Source organism: Brevibacillus sp. NPDC058079, from assembly GCF_042885155.1.
In the GTDB taxonomy this organism is placed as follows: domain Bacteria; phylum Bacillota; class Bacilli; order Brevibacillales; family Brevibacillaceae; genus Brevibacillus.
Genome location: NZ_JBHVSO010000002.1, coordinates 705,788 through 729,384, shown reverse-complemented (window position 1 = coordinate 729,384; position 23,597 = coordinate 705,788). Strand labels below are relative to the sequence as shown.

General features: G+C 47.9%; 25 protein-coding genes. 21 read left to right on the top strand and 4 right to left on the bottom strand.

The window, feature by feature from the left end; genetic code table 11:
- Position 1: 1 nt before the first annotated feature.
- Positions 2-826 (top strand): MBL fold metallo-hydrolase, encoded by an 825-nt coding sequence (locus tag ACFVS2_RS10015; protein WP_390233411.1) that lies wholly within the window; start codon positions 2-4, stop codon positions 824-826.
- A gap of 64 nt (positions 827-890) precedes the next feature.
- Positions 891-1,112 (top strand): hypothetical protein, encoded by a 222-nt coding sequence (locus ACFVS2_RS10010; RefSeq protein WP_173617041.1) that lies wholly within the window; start codon positions 891-893, stop codon positions 1,110-1,112.
- A 64-nt stretch (positions 1,113-1,176) separates the two neighbouring features.
- Here ACFVS2_RS10010 and ACFVS2_RS10005 read toward each other — a convergent pair whose 3' ends face one another.
- On the bottom strand, positions 1,177-1,662 hold the full coding sequence (locus ACFVS2_RS10005; protein WP_173617042.1) for a DUF2062 domain-containing protein: 486 nt from the start codon (positions 1,660-1,662) through the stop codon (positions 1,177-1,179).
- A gap of 212 nt (positions 1,663-1,874) precedes the next feature.
- On the opposite strand from ACFVS2_RS10005, the gene ACFVS2_RS10000 reads away from it, so the two are divergent.
- From ACFVS2_RS10000 to ACFVS2_RS09970, 7 genes are all read left to right on the top strand, one after another.
- Positions 1,875-2,504, top strand: a complete 630-nt coding sequence (locus tag ACFVS2_RS10000) for a DedA family protein (RefSeq protein ID WP_173617043.1) — start codon at positions 1,875-1,877, stop codon at positions 2,502-2,504.
- Entirely contained in the window at positions 2,497-3,015 is a 519-nt protein-coding gene (locus tag ACFVS2_RS09995) for a YkvA family protein (protein WP_173617044.1), read from the top strand. The genes ACFVS2_RS10000 and ACFVS2_RS09995 overlap by 8 nt, the downstream gene beginning before the upstream one ends.
- Positions 3,016-3,034: 19 nt before the next feature.
- Complete coding sequence (locus ACFVS2_RS09990) at positions 3,035-3,982, top strand: 3'-5' exoribonuclease YhaM family protein (RefSeq protein ID WP_376899962.1); 948 nt, start codon at positions 3,035-3,037, stop codon at positions 3,980-3,982.
- A 122-nt stretch (positions 3,983-4,104) separates the two neighbouring features.
- A complete protein-coding gene (locus tag ACFVS2_RS09985) occupies positions 4,105-5,667 on the top strand; it encodes a YcdB/YcdC domain-containing protein (RefSeq protein ID WP_390233407.1) in 1,563 nt (520 codons plus the stop codon).
- 166 nt (positions 5,668-5,833) lie between these two features.
- Positions 5,834-6,829: a hypothetical protein gene (locus ACFVS2_RS09980; RefSeq protein WP_173617047.1), complete on the top strand. Its 996-nt coding sequence runs from the start codon at positions 5,834-5,836 to the stop codon at positions 6,827-6,829.
- Positions 6,826-7,101 (top strand): hypothetical protein, encoded by a 276-nt coding sequence (locus ACFVS2_RS09975; protein WP_007717030.1) that lies wholly within the window; start codon positions 6,826-6,828, stop codon positions 7,099-7,101. Before ACFVS2_RS09980 ends, ACFVS2_RS09975 begins: the two co-directional genes overlap by 4 nt.
- 81 nt (positions 7,102-7,182) lie before the next feature.
- A complete protein-coding gene (locus tag ACFVS2_RS09970) occupies positions 7,183-9,252 on the top strand; it encodes a YecA family protein (protein ID WP_390233405.1) in 2,070 nt (689 codons plus the stop codon).
- 73 nt (positions 9,253-9,325) lie between these two features.
- Here ACFVS2_RS09970 and ACFVS2_RS09965 read toward each other — a convergent pair whose 3' ends face one another.
- Positions 9,326-10,543: an MFS transporter gene (locus ACFVS2_RS09965; protein ID WP_390233402.1), complete on the bottom strand. Its 1,218-nt coding sequence runs from the start codon at positions 10,541-10,543 to the stop codon at positions 9,326-9,328.
- 232 nt (positions 10,544-10,775) lie between these two features.
- Between ACFVS2_RS09965 and ACFVS2_RS09960 the strand changes: the two genes are divergently transcribed.
- From ACFVS2_RS09960 to ACFVS2_RS09920, 9 genes are all read left to right on the top strand, one after another.
- Entirely contained in the window at positions 10,776-11,729 is a 954-nt protein-coding gene (locus tag ACFVS2_RS09960; RefSeq protein WP_390233400.1) for a carbohydrate kinase family protein, read from the top strand.
- A 57-nt stretch (positions 11,730-11,786) separates the two neighbouring features.
- Positions 11,787-11,924 carry a hypothetical protein gene (locus ACFVS2_RS09955; RefSeq protein WP_007717021.1) on the top strand — a complete coding sequence of 46 codons (138 nt, stop codon included), beginning with the start codon at positions 11,787-11,789 and terminating at the stop codon, positions 11,922-11,924.
- A gap of 230 nt (positions 11,925-12,154) precedes the next feature.
- Entirely contained in the window at positions 12,155-13,603 is a 1,449-nt protein-coding gene (locus ACFVS2_RS09950) for an LCP family protein (protein ID WP_390233398.1), read from the top strand.
- 175 nt (positions 13,604-13,778) lie between these two features.
- Positions 13,779-14,093, top strand: coding sequence for a hypothetical protein (locus ACFVS2_RS09945; protein WP_007717017.1), 315 nt, complete (start codon positions 13,779-13,781; stop codon positions 14,091-14,093).
- A gap of 75 nt (positions 14,094-14,168) precedes the next feature.
- The gene (locus ACFVS2_RS09940) at positions 14,169-14,639 is read left to right on the top strand and encodes a hypothetical protein (protein ID WP_173617052.1); all 471 of its coding nucleotides are present in this window, start codon (positions 14,169-14,171) and stop codon (positions 14,637-14,639) included.
- 149 nt (positions 14,640-14,788) lie between these two features.
- Positions 14,789-16,792, top strand: coding sequence for an oxidoreductase (locus ACFVS2_RS09935; RefSeq protein ID WP_390233395.1), 2,004 nt, complete (start codon positions 14,789-14,791; stop codon positions 16,790-16,792).
- Positions 16,793-16,957: 165 nt separating this feature from the next.
- A complete protein-coding gene (locus ACFVS2_RS09930) occupies positions 16,958-17,254 on the top strand; it encodes a hypothetical protein (RefSeq protein ID WP_173617494.1) in 297 nt (98 codons plus the stop codon).
- A 74-nt stretch (positions 17,255-17,328) separates the two neighbouring features.
- Entirely contained in the window at positions 17,329-18,177 is an 849-nt protein-coding gene (locus ACFVS2_RS09925; protein WP_390233393.1) for a YtnP family quorum-quenching lactonase, read from the top strand.
- Between the two features lie 227 nt (positions 18,178-18,404).
- Complete coding sequence (locus ACFVS2_RS09920; protein ID WP_390233391.1) at positions 18,405-19,640, top strand: MDR family MFS transporter; 1,236 nt, start codon at positions 18,405-18,407, stop codon at positions 19,638-19,640.
- Here ACFVS2_RS09920 and ACFVS2_RS09915 read toward each other — a convergent pair.
- Positions 19,632-20,420, bottom strand: coding sequence for a GDSL-type esterase/lipase family protein (locus ACFVS2_RS09915; RefSeq protein ID WP_390233389.1), 789 nt, complete (start codon positions 20,418-20,420; stop codon positions 19,632-19,634). The genes ACFVS2_RS09920 and ACFVS2_RS09915 overlap by 9 nt on opposite strands.
- A 129-nt stretch (positions 20,421-20,549) precedes the next feature.
- On the opposite strand from ACFVS2_RS09915, the gene ACFVS2_RS09910 reads away from it, so the two are divergent.
- The 3 genes from ACFVS2_RS09910 to ACFVS2_RS09900 all read left to right on the top strand — a co-directional run bounded on the left by ACFVS2_RS09910 (position 20,550) and on the right by ACFVS2_RS09900 (position 23,000).
- Positions 20,550-21,509 carry an ABC transporter ATP-binding protein gene (locus ACFVS2_RS09910; protein WP_173617057.1) on the top strand — a complete coding sequence of 320 codons (960 nt, stop codon included), beginning with the start codon at positions 20,550-20,552 and terminating at the stop codon, positions 21,507-21,509.
- Positions 21,475-22,470 carry an ABC transporter permease gene (locus tag ACFVS2_RS09905; RefSeq protein WP_173617058.1) on the top strand — a complete coding sequence of 332 codons (996 nt, stop codon included), beginning with the start codon at positions 21,475-21,477 and terminating at the stop codon, positions 22,468-22,470. The genes ACFVS2_RS09910 and ACFVS2_RS09905 overlap by 35 nt, the downstream gene beginning before the upstream one ends.
- An 89-nt stretch (positions 22,471-22,559) precedes the next feature.
- The gene (locus ACFVS2_RS09900) at positions 22,560-23,000 is read left to right on the top strand and encodes a small multi-drug export protein (RefSeq protein WP_007716989.1); all 441 of its coding nucleotides are present in this window, start codon (positions 22,560-22,562) and stop codon (positions 22,998-23,000) included.
- Positions 23,001-23,048: 48 nt separating this feature from the next.
- Here the strand turns inward: ACFVS2_RS09900 and ACFVS2_RS09895 are convergent, their stop codons facing one another.
- Entirely contained in the window at positions 23,049-23,507 is a 459-nt protein-coding gene (locus ACFVS2_RS09895) for a GNAT family N-acetyltransferase (protein ID WP_390233488.1), read from the bottom strand.
- Positions 23,508-23,597: the final 90 nt, after the last annotated feature.

The window sequence follows — 23,597 nt, the reverse complement described above, 5'->3', positions numbered from 1 at the left end:
TATGGCACAATCCTACAAGCTGTTTACAAGTTGTCTGTGGCAAACGACCAGTGCAGTCGTATCAACCGAGCAACGTCTCTACTTGTTTGATCCGGCCTATTTTCCCCATGAGATAGAGGCGATTGCTGACTATGTGCAGAGTGTGAGGAATGGAAGAGAGCTCGTTCTTGTCCTGACTCACGGAGATTGGGATCATGTTGTCGGAGTTGGCAAATTTCCGGATGCCACAGTCATTGCACAAAAGGGAATCCTGACCGATGGACGGATCGAGAAGAAGCTGAACAAGGCGAAACGGTTTGACGGGTCGTATTACGTGGTCAGATCGTATGAAGTAGGAATGCCGAAATTCACGAAATTTGTGGAGGAAGCACAAGAGTGGCAGGAAGTCTTTTTCCTGCCTGTACCAGGACACACACACGACCAGATGGCGACCTTGTTCCGGGAGCAGAAGCTGCTTGTTGTCGGTGACATGCTATCCAATTTGGAGTTCCCGTTTATCGATGATAGCAGTGCCTATTTGGAGAGTCTGGAAAAAATCGAGCGGTTGGTCCTTCAAGGAGATGTGGAAGAAGTCATTCCTGGACACGGAGTACCTGCAAAAGGACGAGAGGAAATCCTGCATCGGATTGAACGGGATCGCCAGTACTTGTTGGATACACGTGCGGTTGTTTTCGAGGGTATCGCCAATAACGTAGAGGAAGACGTACTTAAAGAGCAGTTTTCCCAACTGACGTATGATGGGGTATCGATCGATGAACATCTCCTTTCCTCCCATGACCAAAACCGGGATCAACTATGCAAGGAAGCTATTTCGCAGAAAGGTTGATTATTCCACGGTTTTATAAGATAATAGGGGTTACGCAAATCTTTCTAGGAAAGAGGTGGAACAGATGTCTACGACTGAATTGATGCTGAGAACAAGTCTGGAAGGACGTGTGAAGCGTACGTTGCAAACGTACTTCCGTCGCCCTAACGACGTGTTGATCGAGGAAAGCCTCGGAGCGAACGGTTTGTCCCCAGAGCAAGTGAAAGTAACCGTGGAGCTCTTGAACGAAGAGAAAACTGTTGCCGAAATCATGGAGCACCTGCAGGATAAAGGCTACTTTGCATAACATTGCGAGTAAAAAAGACCGGACTGACATTCGATTGTCGGACCGGTCTTTTTCGTTTGAACGATTAAGGGGTAGGGCTTTCTTCAGGTAATGAGCGCCGTAATTTCTTGCGACGATACAATTGAAGACCAGTTAAAACGAGAAAGTAGCTCACAAAAGCGACTATCAGCCCCATGATGGCACTCCCGGTAAAATAGACAAGTCCTTTTTCTTTCACCCAGACAAGCCATTGCATCCCAGACTCGTGGTGGATCAAATGCCCTTGTAACGGTTTGCCGATCAACACGTATCCAATATTGTAATTGAAAAGGATGAAAAGCGGTAAGATGAGCTTTCCGATGACAAACGCAACCAAACCAGCGGGCAAACTGGCGCGAAACAGCTTGCTTAGCGGGAAAAGCAACAGAAACGCGAGGCCAAAAGTAGGCAGGGTAATGAACTCGATGAAGATTCCGAGCGAAAATCCGCGGGCGACAAAAGCTGGAGCCCCTTTCATTCTCAGCACCTTGTAGTATTCGAATTTTAGCTTTCGATATGTTTTTTTCCACATCCGTGCTATCCCTCGTTTGTCCGAAGTCATTTGTCTGTAATATCCCTTAAGGGTAAGGCGAATGGTGAGGCTGGATTCGATTTTCGGTTGATGTTGTAGAGTATCTCCAAGTTGGCAAAAATTAATAGTTGCCATACGAGCTCTGATTTGAGAATGCGCCTTTCTTTTGGCATAATGGAAGAGGGCAGCTTGCTGGAAAAGTGGTGACATTCGTGGAAGATGTAATGGGAACCTTCGGTGACTATATTGCGCAATATGGGTATGGCGCCTTGTTTGGATTGTTCTTTCTAGGAATTTTGGGGATGCCCTTGCCTGAAGAAACGCTGCTCGTTTTTTCTGGATTCCTTGTCTCAACGGGAAAATTGGATTTTTGGCCTACTTTTTTCGTTTGCTTTCTCGGTTCCGTTACAGCGATGACGGTGGCATACTGGATCGGAAGAACGTTGGGCTATGCTTTTCTCGAACGATATGGGAAACGACTGGGGATGGGCTATACGGTTTACAAAAAAACGGAAGAGTGGTTTAATCGCGTCGGTAAATGGGCGCTTCCGCTAGGCTATTTCATCCCTGGTGTTCGTCAGTTTACGGCCTATTTTGCCGGGATTACGCGATTGCCTTTTCCGACTTTCATGCTCTATACCTATTTGGGTGGGCTATTTTGGAGCTTGCTTTTTGTGACGCTTGGCTGGCAATTAGGAGAACGCTGGGATGAGCTGTTTGATTTGATTGCTCGTAACCTCGCGATTTTCTTTATCGCGTTGCTCGCATTGATCGCAACCTGGTCGTATTTCAGACACAAGAAGAATGTAAAAAAGCAATTACGGAGGGATCAGAATGAGTGAAGAAAACCGCAACGAAAATCTACTGCCTGTGGTTCAGAAGCCAACTGAACTGGTTCCTGTAGTATTACCAGAAAAACATCAGCGATTTTATGATAAATTGCGTGAAAAAATCGAAACGTTCATTAGAGACAAGGGAGTCAATGATTCTGTAGCCAACTTTATATTGCTTGCACCAGATTTGTTTGTACTCTTGGCCCGCCTTATGCTGGACAAGCGCGTAGGTGTTCAATCAAAAGCGTTAGCGGGTGTAGCGGTTGCCTACTTTATTACCCCGATTGATTTTATTCCGGAGGTATTAGTCGGCGGATTCGGACTTCTGGACGACGTTATTTTGGCTGTATATGCTTTACGCAAGATTTTGGTGGATATCGATGAATCGATTGTACGTGAGCATTGGAATGGCGAAGAAGACCTTTTGGCTGTCATTACGAAGGTGGTTCGATCAGCGGATGATTTAGTCGGCAAGAAAATAGTGAAAAAGCTAGAAGAAACCCTGTTCCGAAAAAAATAAGCTAGGATGGGACAAATAGATGAAATATTTATTGGATTATCAAGAGGGAGAGCGTGTTGTCGCTTTTTGCCTGATTAAAAGCAAGGAAGCTGGCGTAGCGAGTAACCAGAGTGAATACTTGAATCTGGAGCTGGGAGATCGCTCCGGAACGATCACGGCAAAGCTATGGGATGTCAATGCAGAAATGAAGGAATGGATCAACGTCAAGGCTGTCGTGAAGATCGACGCTGCCGTCCAAGTGTATCGTGGGAAAAAGCAACTGGTGATTCAACGGATCAGACCGGCTGCCGCATCCGACGAAGTTCAGATGGAGTCGCTCATTCCGATCTCACCAGTTCCAGTAGATGAACTGTGGACAAAGCTTACCCATGCAGTCGACAGCCTGCAGAGTGCCACGCTCAAGGCCATTATTCAAGAAGCGCTGGCAACTGAGGAGATTCAGGATCGCCTTCGCCATTATCCGGCTGGCGTTCGCATGCACCACAACTATTATCATGGTTTGCTCGAGCATATTGTCTCTCTGTTGACGGCGGCACAGAGCCTCTTGCCACTGTATCCACAAGTAGACAGGGATGTACTGATTGCGACTTGTATCTTGCACGATATTGGAAAACTGTACGAGCTATCTGATCCCATCGCCCCGGATTACACCACGCCAGGTCAGTTGATTGGTCATCTGGTCATGGGAGTCGAGATGGTAAGCGGCATTTGCCGCAAGCTAGATATTTCTTTAGGGGACGCGGAGGTTCTGCACTTGAAGCATTGCATTTTGAGTCATCATGGAGAGGTAGAGAACGGCTGGGGCAGTGCTGTATCTGGAAAAACGCCTACAGCTGTCATGTTCCATTACCTGGACCAGATCGACAGCAAAATGAACGCTTTGAGCCAAACACTAGCGGACATGACGGAAGAAGAGGAATGGGCGTATGCTGGCGTGCTTAGACGAAAAGTCTGGCGCGGGTATTAATTCATGCAATAAAAAGCCAACTGCTAAGCAAAACGAAGCAGTTGGCTTTTTTTAGATAAATCAGAAACGTTTTTGCAGGAAGCTCGTCTTAACAGTAATGCTTGTAAATAGGAGGTATTTGTGTGAAAAAGCGAAACAGAGCTGCCATGTTTGTATTGGCAGTCAGCATGGTCACGACACCAGTGGCACTTCTGCATCCGTTGTCTTCCTATGCGTATGATGGCAAATCGAGTCTGGAACCCATTGAGTTGCCAGAAGACATCGTCCATTTGTTAACCGAGTTGAAAGATGACTATGTGCCTCTCATGAAGGACCTTCATGTGGACTCATATGGAGGGACAAGCAACTCGGGGTATGTCATTAATCTCTCGGATCGAAAGAGTGTCATTACCACAAATACGACGCTCAATATATCCACAAATCCAGATGGAGATATGACCAGTTTTGTCCTGCATGATGTGAATCGGGACAAAACAACCAAAATCAATAAAAAGGAAGCCTATCAAAAGGCTGTCGATTTTATTCGAAATTACATAGCGGTTGACCATGTTATTTCCACGCAAGCGATGCTCTCTTTCGATCGTGTGTCAGAGCTAGATCATCTGGCAGTTGTCAGCATCTACCCACAGTTGAACAATACATGGGTGGACAAAGAGATGGCACGGGTCATGGTTGACGCAAAGGGTCAGGTTGTCCGTTTTCAGCAAGAAAAGGTAAAGCTACCTACGACAGCAGAGGTAGCGGACCCAAGCAAGGCAGTACCGCTTGAAAAGGCAATGAAGGAGTGGCAAGACAAGGTATCCTTGGAATTGGTCTATGATGAGTCAGCAGGCAAGCTCATTTACGTGCCTGACCAATTGCCAACGATAGATGCTCTGTCTGGTGAAGAAGTTCCGTCTGTGTATAAAACAACGAGTGAGACGATGAAAATCAAAGGAACAGCCGACATGGGCGTCTGGCGAGATGCGAAAAAAATGGAGCAGATGCTCGAGAAGGATTTTGGTCTGAAGCTGAATCAACGCACATACAAAAATGTAAAAGAAGACAAAAAGTATAAAAACAGTGACATCGATCGCCATGAATGGAATGCGAGCTCGTATCAAAGTGCGTGGATTACCCTCGACCGTAAAACCAAATCACCAATTGAATTCAAGCTGGACGGTCCCGTAGAAAAGGAGCTTGAGAAGCCGCTCGCACATGATGAGGCAAAAGACATCGCAGTACAATTTGTGGAGAAATACTTATTGTCCAAAGAACAATCTTTCTCCGTAAAGGAGACGAGTCTTGTGGAAAATCTGCCGGGTTGGGCGGATCAAAATCTGGTGCGGCCGATCAGTAGCTTTGCGTTTCATCCTGAGATTGACGGTATCCCATCCAAGAGGCCACTGTTTTACGTGGAAGTGGACGCAAAAAAGGGCAATGTAGTCCTTGCTCAAGTGAATGAACTGCCGTCCATGCCTGCTACCATCAGTAAAGACGGTATTGTCAAGGATGAGAAAGCAAAGGATGCGTATGTCAAAGAAGCAAATCTGCGCTTGGCATACTGGTATCCGAAGGTCGGTACACATGCAGCGAAACTGCCGCAGCTGGCCTATTTACCGACGGCTGATGCCAAGTCTTTGCAGATCGATGCTGCAACGGGTGCAGTGGAAGAAACCTGGCTGGAATGGAAAGCTACCCAATAACCAATACCCGATATGGTGTAGAAGCCATGTCGGGTTTTCCTTTTCATCATTATCGGAATTCATAAACACTTCAAGGCAGGTAGGATTTTTTTTCTTTTTGTAGAATATCTTCTTGATTCCCATTTGATTTGGCAAACAATGCCGATCACGAGAAGGAGAAAGTGCAATGAAACGGCCAACTTATACCCTACCAAGTATTGTAAAAAAGGTATTCCGGCCCGGTGAGCGCTCCCTTCCACGTACGGAGATCTGCTCCCGGATGGAAGCGAATGAGCTGAATGCTTTTTTGGATCTGGACTGCGAGACAATACTGGATAAAGTGTTGAACATGGAGCAGTCTCCAGTGCGAGTTGGAAGCTCAGAGGCGATCGTAGAGGTCACTCACCAGCCGCATCAAGTGTACGACTTGGCTCATCGCTATTTGCGAGACAGCCAAACACCAAAAAAGCTTGAGCAAATTGTCGCAGAGCTGCGTCGTCAAACGCAGTTTGGCTGGAATCAGATTCTTCGTATGCTGCAATTGGAACGCGATCCTCGCTTTGTGCAATATCAAGGCGACAGCAGATGGTTTTTGGCAGAGTGGACTTTGGGCAATGACCAAGTGTATGCGTTTTGCCGCGACAATGGCATTACGCAGGTAGCTGCTCGCACATTAGTCCATTTTCTGGAGCAGGAAGTAGGGATTGCTGCAGATGCTGCTTTTCTCCCTGCGCAAGATGACCGCTTCCGCATTGACGGTGATACCATGTACATCATTGCTCGTAGCGAAGATTCCAAGGAAGAGCAGGCGGCCCTCGAGGTTGCTATTGCTGCCCCTTCTGTATCGATAGGAAACAGCGAGTCCGTCTCAGAAGAAATTGCATCGGAAGAACCAGCGAATCCCTTACACCAGGTGGAAGAACAACAAGAACAATTATTTACCAAGGAGGAAGCTACTATGTCTACCATTACCAACCAGCAAGTTCTCGAGGAAGTACAAAAACTGATGCAAGAAGCTATTGACCGCTTGGAGACAAGAAACCTAGAAATGTCCCAAGAAGTTGTTGCTCATTTTCAACAAAGCAATATGCAAGCTATAGAAGTGCTGATGAAAGAGAAACATAAGCATGAGCAGATCGTACTTGGCATTCAACAGGTGCTAGCTACTAGTGAACAACAATGAGTAAACTTGAGGCTACGATCCGGTTAGAGCAGAGATTTGCCATCCTGCGCGAGGTTATCGCGGGCTATCGGATTCGCCTTCAAGAAATGGAGAAGGAAGTGGTGGAGCTTTTTGCCACGAACCAACTCTCTGCTATTTCAGCATGCATGGGCGAGAAGCAGCGCATCGTCAGGTTGATGAATCGACTGGAACAATTTATTGTCCAATGGGAAAGCAACAACACGGATGTGGGTATCGCACATGAACCAAAGCGAGAACACTTGAACACATGACGAATAATGCGGTAAAATAGGGGGATTGTGCATGATTCCCCGCGCATGCCGCGTGGGATGGAAAGGAGATCCAAACCCTCTATGTCGGTAGGAAGAAACGAACTGTGCCCTTGTGGGAGCGGAAAAAAATACAAAAAATGCTGTGGGGTTGTCACTCCCATTACGGAGTTGCGTAGCCGCCACGAGCAAAAGCTGCAAAAAGAATACGCTGGCTGGGTCGAAAGACTGAACCATTTTGTCGGCGCAAATGTAACCAGTGAGACGATTCAAGAAGCGCGGAGTCGTTTTGCAGAAGAAGTAGGCTTGACTCAAGAGAGCGTCGCACGTCCTGAATGGGCAGCCCATTTCTTCAACTGGTGTGTATTGGACGTCAAAACAGGTGGAAGCACGCTGCTTGAGAACTATATCAAACAGCATGGACGTCGGATGGAGCCTGATCTTCGCCGTGCGTTTGCTGGATTGCACCTGAATGTTTATGAAATCGTGGAAGTGGATCGTGATGTCATCACGGTTCAACAACCGATTTCGGAAGAAAAACACTATCTGCTTCGTGCCAATACGTTGAATGTTGTCCCTGGACAATTGATCGTAGGGCGCCTGCTGAATCTAGGTCTGCGTGATATGCTCTTCTCTGGCAGCATCATCTTGCAGCCACATGTCAAGGAAAGCCTGCTCGAGTGGTTACACCAGCATCCAGAAGTAGAAGCTGCGAAGGCAGATACGAGCAAGAGAAGCTATACGACAGAGCTGTATCACTTCATCGTTCAATTTGGTGAAGCGGCAAGCGAGTCGGAAGCACCGAAGCAAGAATCGCTTCTGCGTCGTACCTATGGTATGCCAGATCGTAAACAGCTGCTGAAAGTAATCGAGTCGAACCCTGCATTTGAGCTGAAAAAACGGGATGGTGCTCGTGAGACATGGGTATATGCGACACGCAAGGAAGAGCATTTGTTCCCGAATTTAAAGGATGCCTTGCTGGAGCTATACGAAGTACAGGCAGAAGTGATTTTGCAGGATGACAGCCTGATTCTAGAAGGGTATGCATCGCAGTTGGACGAAGTTGCAGAGCTTTTGCTGCTGCTTGCATTTGAGAACGAAGAGGAGATTCGCGTTCTTACTTCAACGGGCTCTCGTTTGTCCAAAGGAACTCTGTTTATCACGAGTCAGCCTACTTTGCCACCAAAAGTGTTGCAGTGGGCAGTCCAAACTTATTTTGCTGAAAAATGGCTGGTTACCTCCCATGAACAGCTCGATGATTTGGCTCCACTCTTGGTTGCGGCTACAGAAAACAAGGAGCTGCATGAAAAACTTCACAAGCTGATGGAGCAAATGGAACAGGATCATAAAATCGGACAAGGCTTGGCTCGCTTTATCCGAATGGACATGCTTCGTCCTCGCCTCTCGTTGTCAAATGACAGCCTGCATGTGCTTAACCTGCTGCGCCGTCCACTGATCGAGGGGTTGCCGGAGAGTGTGTACACCGTACATCCTGACAGACTTGCGGACATCAATCGCTTCGTGCATGAGATGACCGAGGGCAAGTCGGAAGCAACCGTCAAAAAGTACGATGAGGTTATGAACAACTTCCGTTCATTCGTCAGAGGAGCGTTTGGCCCATCTTTCACATGGGAGCAGTTGCGTAGAGAGGACCTGGTATACTTCCTCGTACACGACATTTTCACGCGCACGGACGCAACGACCAAAACGTTGGCAACAAATCTGATGTCTGTTTTGACGGCGTTCTTCAAGTGGCTGGATAAGCAAGGACCATACGCGCTTTATCCTGTTATGCAACCATTGTTCGCCGAGTTGAAGGAAACATTGCCGGAATCCTATCGCTTGCGTGGTGTGCTGGAAAAAGAAGCGACTCAAAATCTTTACAGCAACCCGATGGCGATCAAAGATATCACGGAAGAATCCATACTCGTGCAAGAGATCACTTCATCTGGTTGTACGGCAAAACGTGCGAATGGCGAGACAATCAAGCTGTCTGTTGGCGCTGAATTGGGTGCTACGCTGGCAGCAGATTGGATGATCCATGGCTTGTTCGGTCAAGGTGAGGACGGTACTTGGAGACTGTATGGTACGCCTGAAGTGTATCCGCCAGTCATTGCCCAAGTGCTGGGCGCACCAACAGGTGTATTGGTCTAGATTCCCTAGCATAAATAAAAACCCGAGGATTCGTGTCCTCGGGTTTTTTGTTTTGCCTTTTCTTTGGTATAGATTAGTGAGCCCATTCGCGGAGTGTCTTGTCTTTCGGCAGGAAAAAGCCCATAAATCCGATCAACGGGAGGAACGAACATAATAGAATGACAAAGTTCAGACTGTAGAGATCGGCGAGATAGCCGAATACGAGAGCGCCCATGCCTCCCATTCCAAAGGCAAGCCCGATAATCAGCCCGGATACAGTACCGATTTTGCCAGGCAATAGCTCCTGCGCGTATACGACTGTGACCGAGAAGCTGGAAAGCATGATAAAGCCGCTGATTACCAGCAATGGAAAGGCCCAAAAGCCGGAGACGTAAGGCGTCAGCAATGTCAGTGGAAGTGAACCGAGTGTGGAAATGATGAGCAAGTTCCTTTTTCCGAATCGGTCAGACAGCGGTCCGCCAAAAAATGTCCCAATCGCTCCTGCGAAAAGAAAACCAAAAATGACGAGCTGTGCATTGGCGTAATCCATATCTTTCACATACATCAAATAAAACTGGTAAAAGCTTTGGTAGCCAGCATTCATCCAGGAACGCACACTGACGATGACAATCAGGAGGCCGAGGGCAATCAGCCGCTTGTTCCGGTTCGTATACGTTACTGGTGAGGCAGTAGCCTTTTTCAAACGCTGTTGTCCACGATACCAGAGAGCAACATAGAGCAAGATGCCGCTAGCTACTAGCGCGGGCAACAGAAACCAGGCAGCCCCAGTCTGTCCCAGGTTCGCAAAGACCAGGATAGTCATCAAGGGAGCGAGTGCTTGCCCAGCATTTCCACCAACTTGAAAAATGGATTGTCCAAGCCCTCGGCGAGGACCGGATGCCAAGTGGGCGAAGCGTGAGGCTTCTGGGTGGAAGATGGCTGAACCAATTCCAACACAGGCGACTGCTACGAGAACGAAATAATAACTGCCGGAGAAAGCGAGTGCCAGCATCCCCAATCCCGATACGATCAAAGCCAGTGGTGGCAATAAAGGGATCGATTTGCGATCGGCGAAGTAACCGACGAATGGTTGCAAAACAGATGAGGTAAGATTCATGACGAGTAAAATCATTCCGACTTGTGTAAACGTTAATGCCAGATTCTTCTCTACAATAGGAAGCAATGCAGGGATGACCGCTTGCAAGCTATCGTTTAACAGATGCGCAATGCTAATGGCAAAGAGCATGCGATAGACAGTCGGTGCCGCAGTCCCTGCGGGTGTAGAGTGAATGGGTGTCGATGAGGCACTCATGTCAGTTCATCCCCAACCTTTCTTTCGTAACTTACTTTTTAGTTTTTTTTCAATGTAGCACGGATTCTACAGGACGTCATCCATGAATGGCGGGAATATAATGGTCGTAAATAAAGATTTTGATCTGTCAGGAAGTTTTTAAAAAGGTAGGTAAATGGGGAGATGCTGTCGAAAAAAAAGAAAGGAGCACAATCGACTAGACCATGAGCAGAAGGCTAGGGGGAATGCTGGAATGCTGGAAGGTATAACAGAATACTGGTTATGCGTGGGAGGTGCCAATGTTGACGTGCAGGGAGTCACTTCTGCCAGACTGTTACCTGGAACAAGTAATCCGGGTGAAGTGCATCAAGCAGCAGGCGGCGTAGCTCGAAACGTGGCGGAAAATCTCGGATGGCTAGGAGAAGAAGTGCAGCTGTTTGCTCTGGTGGGAGAAGATGCAGACGGCGAGTGGTTAAGACAGGTCACAGCAAATAGTGGAGTGGCTACCCATGGCATGTTGCGAATCACAGGGAAATCGACTGGGCGCTACTTGGCTATTCGTGATCGTGATGGTGAATTGTACACGGCTGTTGCAGATATGGAACTAAATGAAGAGTGGCCAGCGGAGATTGTCCAGCAAGGTCTCAAACGCTTGCCGCAGGCCACAGGCTTGTTTCTGGATGCCAATCTTCCCGTTGAGGTCATGCGTGCATTTTTGGCGGAAGCCAGAAGACTTAACAAAAAGATCATCGTGGACCCTGTTTCTGTGAAAAAAGCAGAAAAATGGAAAGGGTTGCTTGAAGGTGTTCATATACTTGTTGCGAGCATTGATGAACTGGAAGTGTTAGGTGGCCAATCGCTTCATTCCTATAATGATGTGGAAATATGCGCGAAAAAATTGGTGGGAGAAGGCATTCATCAGGTCATGGTCATTTGTGGGGAAGCAGGGCTGTGGTTGTGCACCGCACAGGAGGAAAAATGGCTTGCTGCACCGACTATGCCGATTCGAGAGTCCGCGGGAGATGCGTTTGCCGCGGGTATCATTTATGCGCAAAACAAAGCGTTATCCCTTACAGAACAAGCTGCTTTCGGCGTTGCTTTGGCCGAGATGAGAACAAAGGGAAATGGCCGATACGATATCGATGCCCTTTTGGCACGAAAAGATTACTATGCCGCAAAAGAAAGACAGATCCTCGACAGAGAATGAAAATACATAGCTTGACGTACACTACCCGTTAGTTGGTACAGAGGAGGAGTGTATGTCATGGAAAAGAAATCGAATGATGTAAACGGAAAACAAGAGAGTCATGTTCGGCAGGGCGGAGATTCACACCGCTCCAAAAACAAGCGTCCTGAAGGTCCTGTACAAGGGTTTAGTCAGGCACCACGCGGCTTGCAATAAGCCGAAAATTATATGTGAAACTAAAGTCCCCCTTATCGACAAAAAGATGGGGGACTTTTCGTTTAAAGGAACATTTTTCTACAAATGCAGACAACGATATGGTACAATACCTGAATCAGAGTATTGCCAACTGAAGAAAAAAGTGGTGCATATTGTCGAGTGGCACAATTCAAAATCGTGCCTCCCTTTACTTTGTCAAAAAGCGTGCGCGAACAAGGAGACTGATTCATATGCCAGATACTGTTGTGAAAACACGCGCTTCAGCTTCTCGAAAGAAACAGCCGAGCCGTAGTCGAAAAATACGTAAACTCGTTGTATCCTTCACATTGATCACCTTGCTGCTGGTTGGCGGTGTGGCTGGAGCAATTTATTGGAAAATTGAGGACACTCTGACGGAAGTAACGAGCCCTGCAAACAGCGGATTTACTTCGCCAGTATCCCAAAATGTCGATCCTGTTTACCACTCGGATAAGCCAATGTCGTTCGTATTGCTTGGTTCTGATTCCCGTCCGGAAACAGGTTCCATGAATACAGACGTAATGATCGTGGCAGTTGCCAACCCGAAGACGAAGAAAGTTACCCTGGTATCGATTCCACGGGACACACGCGTCAAGATCCCAGGCTATCGCGACTACCATAAGATCAATTCTGTCTATGCCAATGGCGAAGCAGAACGCAGGCAAGCAGAGCGCAACAACCAGACGGTTACTGAAGATGGTATTTCCTTAACGAAGAAAACGTTGAATGAAATACTGGGTATTCCGATTGAGCATTTTGTAGCCATTGACTTCGATGGTTTCAAAGCGGTCATTGACGAATTAGGTGGTGTGGAAGTCAATGTGGATCGCAGACTGGTATACGATGATCCAACTGACGATACACACATCAATCTCCAGCCAGGAGTTCAAAAATTGAATGGCGAGCAAGCACTTGGTTATGTACGACATCGTCATGACAACCGTGGAACAAAGTACTACTCCAGTGACTTCGACCGTAACCGTCGCCAACAAGAGGTCATCAAGGCTGTCGTGGACAAAACGGCTTCTCTTGAAGGCTTGACGAAGATATTTAACGTCATGGACGTAGGTGCCAAGAATATACATACCGATCTTTCCAAGGATCAGATCAAAGGCTTGGCCTACGATTTCAAAGGATTTAATTCCTCTACGGTCAGTGCATTGGATAATGGGGCATATTGGCAGGGAGGATACACGTATCTCGAAAAAGAAAAGCTTGAGACTGTTCGCGATTCCTTGCAATCAGAGATGGGATTGAGTGAGAGCGTCGTAGCGTCGCTCAATAATTCGCCGATACTCGGTTCCGGTGAAGCGGTAGCGACAAGCAACAAGAAGAGCGTCAAGAAGAAAACGACAGAATCAGCTGCGTCAACACCAGCGAAACAAAAAACGGAGGCTCCGAAAGAACAAGAGCCGACGAATTCACCAGACAATCAAGACGGTACGGCAAATGAAGGCACAATGCCGCCACCTGATGTCGTAAACCAAGAAGGGCAAGGCCAGTCGACAGATCAAGGCCAGGGAGCACAGACGCCTGCTACTGATGTAACGAATGTACCGGCAGGTAATAACGGAAACAACTCTACTCCACCGCCGGATATTATCCCACCGTCGAGTCAGGATGCAGGTCCTCCTACAGGAGGTTCGAATACGAACTCCTAACGAGTACGAAAAACACCCGTTCATCACGAGCGGGTGTTTTTATTTGTCGATTCGTTAAAAATTTTTAAAAATTCGTTTATGGAAAAGGTTTAGAAAACACCAATTTCGTGGTACAATAATAATATGCTGATAAGACAGATTAATCAGATAATTATTACTGACTGGAGGGATTTCTATGACGATTTTCTTGGTGAACCTGTTTCTGGTGATTGCTTTTGTGTACCTGATCAGCCGCCAACAAAACGAAGAGTTTGTGTACGATGAAGATTTTTTCCTCCAGAACCCTTCAGCTTTGGAAGAATATCAGCAGATGCCGATTGATTTCCAGCATGCCTTTTTCCGCAAGCATAAAGAGTGGATTAAGGAAAAATATATGCGCGGAGAAAGCTACATTTTAGGTTACTGTCCAAACAAAGAAGTACGTCGTGCGTGGCTGTCAGAATTCATGAATCAAAAAAATATGAACAATACACCGACCCCTTCCTCGTGAAGGGGTTTTTCGCATCTGTAGAACTCGTGCTATACTGCTACGAGAGGATATCGTGAAACAGGAGGAAAGAAGTACGTGCTACAATTTATGGTGGAAAAACTAAATCAACAGTTACATACGCATGGAATGATTTCGAATATCGTCTTGCGCTCCGATCATTCGTTGTTGGAAGAATCGGAAGGGCAAGAGGTTCTGATCACGTTTTCCGAGGCGGAGGATGAGAAGCAACCAACGGCTACCATCCATCTGTTTTCGCTTGCGGAAGAGGACAGCTGTGAAATTGAGGTGGAAATTGACTATCCTTATAGCTTGCAAGATGAGGAGATCCAACAATTATGGACGCAAGCAAAAAGCTTGGTAGCTGAGTGCTCGCTGACAGAAAAGCGCCGCTTTGTGGAGCCTGGCAAGCAGGCAGAAGCGAATGTCGTGCTGGATTATCACTTTGTCGTGCAGATGCCGCAAACAGAAGCTGAGGAAATCGCATTTACAGAAACCATCGCGAGATTTTCCGCAGATTTGGGGATGCTTGTCAAACTCGGCAAATAAAAACATAGGCTGTACATAAGGAAAGCTCAGGAGTAATGTCCTGAGCTTTTTGCATAAAAGGTGAGGAAGGAGGAATATGAGGAGAAGAGAGAGAATCGTATAGGTAATGAAAAATGAATGAGCATTCACTCGTTTAGGGGGCGTTTAACGTGGAACTTTCAAAAGTGTGGGAACCGATTCAAATTGGTTCGATGACGTTGCCAAATCGGATTATGATGGGGTCCATGCACGTTGGATTTGAAAAGCTTCAGAATGGTGTAGCGCGGCTTGCTACCTTTTACGCAGAGCGTGCAAATGGAGAGGCAGGTCTGATCGTGACAGGAGGGGCTGCCGTACATCCAGAAGGCGGCATGGGCGACGAGTATTGCAATGTATACCATGACGAGGATATCGAGAAATTGCTACTAATCACGAAAGAGGTTCATCAAGCTAATGGGAGAATTGCGTTGCAGTTATTCCATGCTGGCCGTTATGCGTACAAGGAAGCAACAGGATTAGACCCGGTAGCGCCATCGCCATTGCAGGCGCCGATTAACCGTTGGAAGCCGAGAGAGTTAACCGCAGAGGAGATCGAAGCAACGATCCAATGCTTTGCTGATGGCGCCGTCCGTGCTAAAAAAGCTGGCTTTGATGCCGTAGAAATTATGGGTTCGGAAGGATACTTGATCAATCAATTTTTGTCCCCTGTGACCAATAAGCGAGAAGATGAGTGGGGTGGGGACTTTTTACGTAGAGCTCGTTTTGGTATTGAGGTGGCTAACCGTGTCCGCCAAGCAGTGGGACCGGATTATCCGATCATCTACCGGATGTCGGGATTGGACTTGATGCCAGATAGTACGACGATGGAAGAGACATTGCAATTTGCCAAAATGCTGGAGGAGGCAGGAGCTGATGCTCTTAATATCGGAATTGGCTGGCATGAATCACAAGTACCGACGATTGGCATGATGGTGCCGCGTGGAGCATATGTATGGGTGGCGCAGCAAGTCAAGCAGGTCGTGAACATCCCGGTTATCGCCAGCAATCGAATTAACGACATGCGCCAGGCAGAAAAGATTTTGTATGAAGAATGCAGTGATATGGTTTCAATGGCTCGACCATTTTTAGCGGACCCTTACATCGTTCAAAAAAGTAAAGAAGGACGCTTTGATGAAGTAAATACATGTATTGCTTGCAATCAAGCCTGTCTCGACCATATTTTTGATGGGAAGGTAGCTTCCTGTCTGGTCAATCCTCTCGTCGGCAGGGAAGCAGAGTGGCGGTTGGTTTCGGCGGAAAACCGCAAGAAGGTGGCTGTAATCGGTGCGGGGCCAGCCGGCTTGGAGGCAGCTCGTGTGCTGGCAGAGCGAGGGCATCAGGTGGTCATCATGGAGGCCAAAAAACAGATCGGTGGACAATTAAACTACGCCAGACAGGTGCCAGGTAAAGAGGAATTTAATGAAACGCTTCGCTATTATCGGACAGAACTTGCACGTCTTGGTGTCGAAATTAGGCTGGGAACACTGGCAGAGGCAGATACCCTAATCGAAGAAGGCTTTGCAGAAGTTGTGGTAGCAACGGGAGTCATCCCACGGCGTCCAGAGATTCCAGGTGTGGAGCTCGGACATGTGAAGGGATATGATGCGGTATTTGAGAAGCGCGCCAAGGTCGGTAGACAAGTAGTCATCGTCGGTGCGGGAGGAATCGCATGTGATTTGTCCCATTTGCTGATGCACGACGAAACGATCTCATCGAAGGCAGCGGAATACTTGCAGGAGTATCGGATTCTGGATGGAAGAGCTGTACAGCAACTGCAACAGCGAAAACGAAAAATCAGCATGCTGCGGCGTGGGAAGCATGTCGGATCGGGCTTGGGTAAAACGACGCGCTGGGCAGTTCTCGCCAACCTGAAACGACGTGGCGTAGAGATGCTGACACAAATTGAATACAGCCGGATTGCAGAAGAAGGGGTGTATTTCATTCAAAACGGAGAGGAACGTATGATACCTGCTGATACGGTCATTGTAGCGGCTGGAGCGACCTCCAACAATTCGCTATACCACGCATTGCTGGATCGGCTGCCTGTTCACCTCATAGGCGGGGCGAAAGAAGCGGGAGAGCTCGATGCCAAGCGAGCCATTTTGGAGGGTGCGACCGTAGGAAGAGCGATTTAAGGCGTTGAAGAGATTTTCTATTTCGAAAACAAGGGTAATCGGATATGATTAAGAAAAGTATGTCGTCTTTTTAGAAGTTTTGTCGAATCGCTTTTCAACCTCCGCTAATTCTTGCAAAATGAAGTTATACTGTTCAAATTCATTTGATTGGGGGCTCTCGCCTTGATGAACCATAATGGCATTCTCTTAGGGAAACGTTACTTCCTGTACTCGTTAGCACCGCTAGTAGAGGTGGAGGGATGGACGTTTACGATAGCCCCGGGGTTTAAGATGATCGCAGGCGGGAGTGCCAATCCATTACAGACATTAATCAGCGTTTACCGAGAGAATGAAAAGGTAGCGCAACTCGTGCTTCATCATAGACGAAGTGATTCAGATGTCACTGTGCAGGCTGTATCGAGTGATCTCCTGTTAGAAATCGCCCCGGCGACTAGAACTGTAAATGTATCAGAAAAGCTGTAAGGCACCCTGAACGGGGTGCTTTTCGCTTTCGAACTTCAAACATCATTCCGAGCAATCGAGGAGGCGACAGGATCATGGTAGGGAACGAATGGCAGATAGGTCAGTTTCAATTGTCTTGGCTGAGAGGTGGACTCACGAAGCTGGATGGAGGCGCAATGTTTGGTGTAGTGCCTAAGCCACTCTGGAGCAAAAGATACCCATCGAATGATCTCAATCAAATCCCTTTGCGTGCTGACCCGATCCTGGTAAAAGCTCATGGCAAGCATATTTTGATTGAATCGGGTATGGGAAATGATCGGCTAACGGAAAAACAGAAGCGCAATTTTGGCTTGGAAGAAGAGTCTCAAGTGGTGGACTCCCTCGCTGCAAAAGGGTTGACTCCTGCCGATATTGATATCGTCATCATGACGCATATGCACTACGATCATGCCAACGGACTTGTCTCTCTTCGTGATGGACAACTTGTCTCTACGTTTCCACAAGCTGTCATCTACGTGCAGGAGCAGGAATGGGCGGAGATGAGAGAGCCGAATATTCGCTCGAAGAATACATATTGGGAAGAAAACTGGCGTCCGATTGAGAATCAGGTGAAGACGTATGGAGCTACGCACGAAGTTGTGCCAGGAATCACGCTTCATCATACAGGCGGTCACAGCCAGGGACATGCTATCGTCCGGATGGAGACAGAGGGGCAGCTGCTTTTGCATCTAGCGGACATCATGCCCACACACGCTCATCAAAATCCATTATGGGTGATGGCCTATGACGACTATCCGATGACATCCATCTATGCCAAAGAAGAATGGATCAACAACGGGATCAAGCAAGGAGCTTGGTTCACGTTTTACCACGATAGCGTTTACCGTGCGGTGAAATGGAACGAGCAGGGAGAAATGGTTGATCGTATAGAAGTTGTTTTGTAAAAAGGGATAGGCTAAGACCGTCAGCGATTTCTGGCGGTCTTTTGCGTTGTCTAGGGTTACTGTGTCCAACCTTATCGAAATTTTGATTACTCTCATAGAAATATTTCATAATCAAAAAATTTTGAATGCTCATTGACGAACGACCATTGCCTCTCTACAATGGGAACATCACAGAGCATCTGTTCTGGCAGCGGTGGGAAAGCATAACAGTGGTGAGGAGAGAGACAATGAGCTGGATCAAGATGCGTTTACAGGAGTTTCACCCGATCGTCTGGTCATTAGTCGTAGGGACCGTGTTCGTCCGGGCCGCCAGCTCGATGAGCATGCCGTTTTTGTTTTTATACTTGTCCAATCAAACAGATATGAGCTTGGCAATGATCGGATTGACTATTGGAGCAGGGCCGCTCGCAGGTACAATCGGAGGCTTTATTGCTGGAACATGGTCAGACAGGATCGGGCGCAGGCGAGTCATGCTTGGTGCGTTGTATGTGTGGACGTTCGTATTCGTCGGGTTTGCGCTTAGTAAAGACCCGTGGATTCTGCTTTTGCTCAATATAGCAGGTGGACTCTGTCGATCCTTCTACGAACCCGTTTCACAGGCACTGATGGCAGATGTAACGCCGCAAGAGAAGCGGCTTCGTGTGTTCGGTATTCGTTACATGGCAATTAACGTGGGGGTAGCGGTTGGGCCTATCGCAGGGGTAGTGCTAGCGAAAAGCTCTGTAGCCCTGCCATTTCTGATGACTGCACTGATTTATCTTATCTATGTGATTAGCTTGCAAGGATTATTGAAGAGGTTCGGCATTAAACAAATTGAAGGCCAAAAGAAAGAAGTCGTTACATTCAGCCGTGCATTCAGCGTAGTCGTGAACGACAAGGCGTTTCGATTGTACATGCTCGCAGGTGTTTTAGGAGCGATTGGCTACTCGCAGATGTCTTCTACGCTGGCCAAATTCGCAGAAATGACGGTCGTGAATGGAACAGAGCTGTTTGCCATCCTGATGACAGTCAATGCGATTGTCGTCGTTGTGATGCAGCTTCCGTTGACGACTTGGGCAGAAAAAAAGACGCCTCTCACCGCAATTTTGGTGGGAAACGCCATGTATGCGGTTGGTGACGTGGGTTATGCCTTTGCCAATTCGTGGCTGATATTCATCGTGGCGATGGTATTTTTCACAATAGGTGAAATCCTTACGTTTACGGCAGGAGACGTTCTGATCGACCGAATGGCCCCAGAGAGTATGCGGGGCAGCTATTACGGTGCGAAAAGCTTTAGCAACCTCGGCCAGTTCATCGGTCCGTGGATGGGCGGGTTGCTGTTGGCGCACTATGGAGGTACGACCTTGTTCCTGGTGGTAGCAGCTACCTCGATGATGAGCAGTGCCTTCCAATGGGCGGGTGCTCGCGCCTTTGAGGCAGCCCGTGGCAAGTCCATGAATGAGGTGAGGGCTGAATCACTCTAACGCTTGCAAGATACGATCTGCCATCCGTTTATAGCCATCAGCATTCGGGTGGAAGTGGTCTGTATACAAGTAGTTTTGTTCCTTACGCAAGAACAAGTCGTAGGTCGGCACCACGAGTACTTGCGGGTACCGTGAGGCGATTTGGGACGCCTGATTGTTCCAGTCGAGCACGGGCCCAATGGTGTCGACGGCAGCTTCGGTGTTGCCAAAAGGATTGTACAGGGAAGTGTAAACGATCGTCGCCGTCTTGTTGACGCTGCGAATCTGTTTGAGAATCTCTTCATAGTTGACCGCGAGCTTATTAAGAGCCGTGGTCACTTTTTCTTTTTCAATGGTATACAGCCCGCCTGTTTGCCTGAACAAGTCATTGCCGCCGATGGTAAAAAGAATCAGATCGGCTTCAGCGAGCAGCTTCTTCACTTGCTCCTGGGACATTTGTTTAAGCAGCTCAGATGATTCCTGTCCATTAATTGCGAGGTTTGTGAACGTAATAGACTGGCCCGATTTTTTCTCCAATGCTTGGCGAACGAGTCCGACATAGCCTTGGCCGTTTGCGTCTCCGGCACCGCGCGTGAGGGAATCCCCTAGTGCGACTACTTGATGGACACCCTTTCCTGGCAAAGGCGAGGGTGGCTGCTCTTTTTGCACAGGTGGGGCTGCTGTGGATGGTGCCAATTGCTGCGGATTCATCGCGAGGACAAACCCTGTCGCAAATAAGAGAAAGGAGAGTAAAGACAAGAGACCTGCCGTGCGCCAAAGAAATTGGCCGGATGTGCGCATCGGGTATCCTCCTATTCGTTTTAAAGTGTATGGTCATGGTATAATGTGGATGGACATCTTATGACAGTGTACCATAAACAGAACGCCATCGTCAGTTGACGAGGCGTGACCCAGATAGGAGGGCGCACATTGGCCGAAACGGTCCTCTCAGTAAAAGGATTGCAAAAAGCGATTGGCAAAAAGCCGATCATTCATGATATTACGTTTGACGTTTTCGCCGGAGAGGTATTTGGATTTCTCGGGCCGAATGGCGCAGGCAAAACCACGACGATCCGTATGCTCGTTGGATTGGCAAAAGCGGATGGGGGAAATATTCGCATCGGAGGCATCTCCCTGCAGGAACAGTTTCCGCAAGCGATTGCGCAGGTTGGTTGTATCGTCGAAAACCCGGAGCTGTACAAGTTTTTGACGGGCAGAGAGAATCTGGAGCAGTTTGCGAGAATGAGTGGCGGTATTACACCTGAGCGTATTGAGGAAATCGTTCGCTTCGTTGATTTGGAGCGGGCGATTGATGATAAGGTAAAAACGTACTCGCTCGGAATGAGGCAGCGCCTGGGGATCGCGCAGGCACTTTTGCACCGGCCGAAAATATTGATTCTGGACGAACCGACGAACGGTTTGGACCCGGCGGGGATTCGTGAATTGCGCCAGTTTATTCGCAAGCTTGCTGAGGAAGAAGGGCTCGCTGTCTTCATTTCGAGTCATCTTCTCAGTGAAATCGAGATGATGTGCGACCGAGTGGCGATTATCAGTCAAGGGAAAGTCATTTCGGTTGGATTAGTCAAAGAACTGATGGAGCAGTTTGCTGATCAGGTAGATTGGACAATCCCGTCTTCCCATATACAAAAGGCCGAGGAAGTCCTGCGAAGACTACCAGCAGTGACAGATGTGTGGATGGTTAGTGAAGAGCGGCTGAAAACACGCATGGATATAGAAAAAGTGAGCGAGGCTAACCAAGCGTTGGTCAATGGTGGCATACCTGTGATGGGGATTGCAACGAAGACGGTTACACTGGAAGACCTGTTCCTTACATTGACGGGAGGAGGGGGAAGTCATGGAGCAGAGCATGGTGGGGCTCGTACAGAATGAAACCATAAAATTGCTGCGTCGGCGCCGTTTTCTCGTCGTTGTGCTGATCTTGGCGATTCTGATCCCGATTTTTACATACGCGCAGTATCGTTCGGTTGTCACTGCACAAGAACGAATGGGGACGACCGACTGGCGACCACTATTAACCCAACAAATCGTCGATATGCAAAACAGGCTGGCATCAAGCCGTCTTCCTGAAGAGTGGCGGGATTTTATCAAGGTTAGGATCGCGCAGCAGCAATATTATTTGGATCACGACATTAACCCGATGGCACCGGGTGGACCTACATTCGCCCGTGGTTTTATGGACCAAGCCATTTCGATGTTTTTGCCGATGATAATCGTCGTACTCGCGGTCGACCTCGTATCTTCTGAGTTTAGCGAGGGGACGGTCAAGCTGCTATTAACGCGACCCGTACGGCGTTGGAAGGTACTGACCAGCAAATACATCACCCTGCTACTGTTTACCTCTCTCACGGTTCTCACGACACTGATTCTTGCTTATTTGCTCTCTGGGGTCGTGTTTGGCTATTCAGGATGGGACCTGCCCATTTTGACTGGCTTTGAAGTAGCGGGAGGAGAGCTCGAGACATCTGGCGCTTTCATGCTGCCACAGTGGCAATTTTTACTGATGCAGTATGGGCTAGGCTGGTTTGTTTGCGTCGTGGTTGCAACGGTAACACTTATGGTCTCTGTTTTGGTTCGGAGTGCAGCTGCGGGGATGGGGATTATGATGGCAGCGCTAATTAGCGGAACGATCCTGACGCAGATGGCATCCTCCTGGGAATCGGCCAAATACTTGTTCGTGGTAAATTTGCAGCTTACAGATTATCTCAATGGAACACTGCCTCCGATTAAGGGGATGACGTTGCCGTTCTCATTGACCGTGTTGAGTGTATGGGCGATCGCAGCGCTGATCATTGCGTACACGACCTTTATCCGTAGGGATGTCACATCCTAATTTGACATTTTTTCGTTACTTTATTACATGTCTGCTCGTCTTTACCATGACGAATGAAAAAGACAGCGAGAGGAGAAAGGCGAAACAGAATGGATGTATTATGGAAAGCAGGCTCGGTGACGCTATCTGGCATGTTTGAGCTGTGGGCAGCGATCCCTGTAGGTTTTATGTTGCAGCTACCACCGGTTCTGATCGGAATATTTAGTGCGGTGGGTGCAATTATCAGCGCCGGTATCGTCATTTTTCTGGGAGGTTCATTACGCGCCTGGCTTTTAAAGCGTGTAGAGAAACGGAGCAAGCGTCAGGGGCGTATGTGGCAGATATGGGATAAATACGGAGTGGTAGGACTTGGTCTCGCTTCGCCGCTTTTAACGGGAGCCCCGCTGGGAGCTGCTATTGGTATCTCGCTGGGAGCCCCTACGAAAAAGCTCATGTTGTGGATGTCGGTAGGCATCATTATCTGGAGTGTGTTATTGACCGCAGGAGTGGCTTTTGGTCTTTTGCAATTCATGGTACCAGAAACGAAATAGCTATATGCATGAAAACCGCCAATTTCTGGCGGTTTTTGTTCATGCTCTTCATAACGTGAGTCTGTAGACAATCTCTCCATCGTATACGTCCCCAGTTTCTTCAAAACCGGATTGACTGTATAAATGTCTTGCACCTGTATTGTCCGGGCATACGGTCAGGTTGACAAATCGGCTTTGCGGGAAACGGTTCCGTACCGTATCTACGATCGCTGCGAGAGCCGCTCTGCCATATCCTTTGCCTTGGTACTGGTGATCGATCAAAAAACCGTTGAACCAGAAACACCAATCTGTTGAGGCGTCATAGGTAATCATGACAAACCCAACCATTTCATCAGCGTCATACAAACAGAATGGTTCATATGCGCAGTTGTCACCATCAGGACGGATATGGACCTTCGCCAATGAAACGGCAACAGACGGGACAAAGTGCTGCTGCTCATCTTGTACCTGCAAGCGTAATGCATCTTGCCAGTTATCTCTGGTCGTTGGAACCAATCGAATGCAAATGTCTTTGATAAGTCTTCACCTCGATCATCTTGGTAGCTTAAGCGTAACCGATCGTTCCTGAAAAATCTTCCTTTTCTGCGTGGGCGTTTT

What these genes read in the sequence shown, in the direction of transcription:
- ACFVS2_RS10010 (WP_173617041.1), top strand. Translation starts at nt 891, where the DNA reads ATGTCTACGACTGAATTGATGCTGAGAACAAGTCTGGAAGGACGTGTG.
- ACFVS2_RS09900 (WP_007716989.1), top strand. Translation starts at nt 22,560, where the DNA reads ATGGATGTATTATGGAAAGCAGGCTCGGTGACGCTATCTGGCATGTTT.
- ACFVS2_RS09930 (WP_173617494.1), top strand. Translation starts at nt 16,958, where the DNA reads ATGAACCATAATGGCATTCTCTTAGGGAAACGTTACTTCCTGTACTCG.
- ACFVS2_RS09980 (WP_173617047.1), top strand. Translation starts at nt 5,834, where the DNA reads ATGAAACGGCCAACTTATACCCTACCAAGTATTGTAAAAAAGGTATTC.
- ACFVS2_RS09905 (WP_173617058.1), top strand. Translation starts at nt 21,475, where the DNA reads ATGGAGCAGAGCATGGTGGGGCTCGTACAGAATGAAACCATAAAATTG.
- ACFVS2_RS09965 (WP_390233402.1), bottom strand. Translation starts at nt 10,543, where the DNA reads ATGAGTGCCTCATCGACACCCATTCACTCTACACCCGCAGGGACTGCG.
- ACFVS2_RS09920 (WP_390233391.1), top strand. Translation starts at nt 18,405, where the DNA reads ATGAGCTGGATCAAGATGCGTTTACAGGAGTTTCACCCGATCGTCTGG.
- ACFVS2_RS09960 (WP_390233400.1), top strand. Translation starts at nt 10,776, where the DNA reads ATGCTGGAAGGTATAACAGAATACTGGTTATGCGTGGGAGGTGCCAAT.
- ACFVS2_RS10015 (WP_390233411.1), top strand. Translation starts at nt 2, where the DNA reads ATGGCACAATCCTACAAGCTGTTTACAAGTTGTCTGTGGCAAACGACC.
- ACFVS2_RS09950 (WP_390233398.1), top strand. Translation starts at nt 12,155, where the DNA reads ATGCCAGATACTGTTGTGAAAACACGCGCTTCAGCTTCTCGAAAGAAA.
- ACFVS2_RS09975 (WP_007717030.1), top strand. Translation starts at nt 6,826, where the DNA reads ATGAGTAAACTTGAGGCTACGATCCGGTTAGAGCAGAGATTTGCCATC.
- ACFVS2_RS09915 (WP_390233389.1), bottom strand. Translation starts at nt 20,420, where the DNA reads ATGCGCACATCCGGCCAATTTCTTTGGCGCACGGCAGGTCTCTTGTCT.
- ACFVS2_RS09925 (WP_390233393.1), top strand. Translation starts at nt 17,329, where the DNA reads ATGGTAGGGAACGAATGGCAGATAGGTCAGTTTCAATTGTCTTGGCTG.
- ACFVS2_RS09990 (WP_376899962.1), top strand. Translation starts at nt 3,035, where the DNA reads ATGAAATATTTATTGGATTATCAAGAGGGAGAGCGTGTTGTCGCTTTT.
- ACFVS2_RS09955 (WP_007717021.1), top strand. Translation starts at nt 11,787, where the DNA reads ATGGAAAAGAAATCGAATGATGTAAACGGAAAACAAGAGAGTCATGTT.
- ACFVS2_RS09945 (WP_007717017.1), top strand. Translation starts at nt 13,779, where the DNA reads ATGACGATTTTCTTGGTGAACCTGTTTCTGGTGATTGCTTTTGTGTAC.
- ACFVS2_RS09970 (WP_390233405.1), top strand. Translation starts at nt 7,183, where the DNA reads ATGTCGGTAGGAAGAAACGAACTGTGCCCTTGTGGGAGCGGAAAAAAA.
- ACFVS2_RS10005 (WP_173617042.1), bottom strand. Translation starts at nt 1,662, where the DNA reads ATGTGGAAAAAAACATATCGAAAGCTAAAATTCGAATACTACAAGGTG.
- ACFVS2_RS09995 (WP_173617044.1), top strand. Translation starts at nt 2,497, where the DNA reads ATGAGTGAAGAAAACCGCAACGAAAATCTACTGCCTGTGGTTCAGAAG.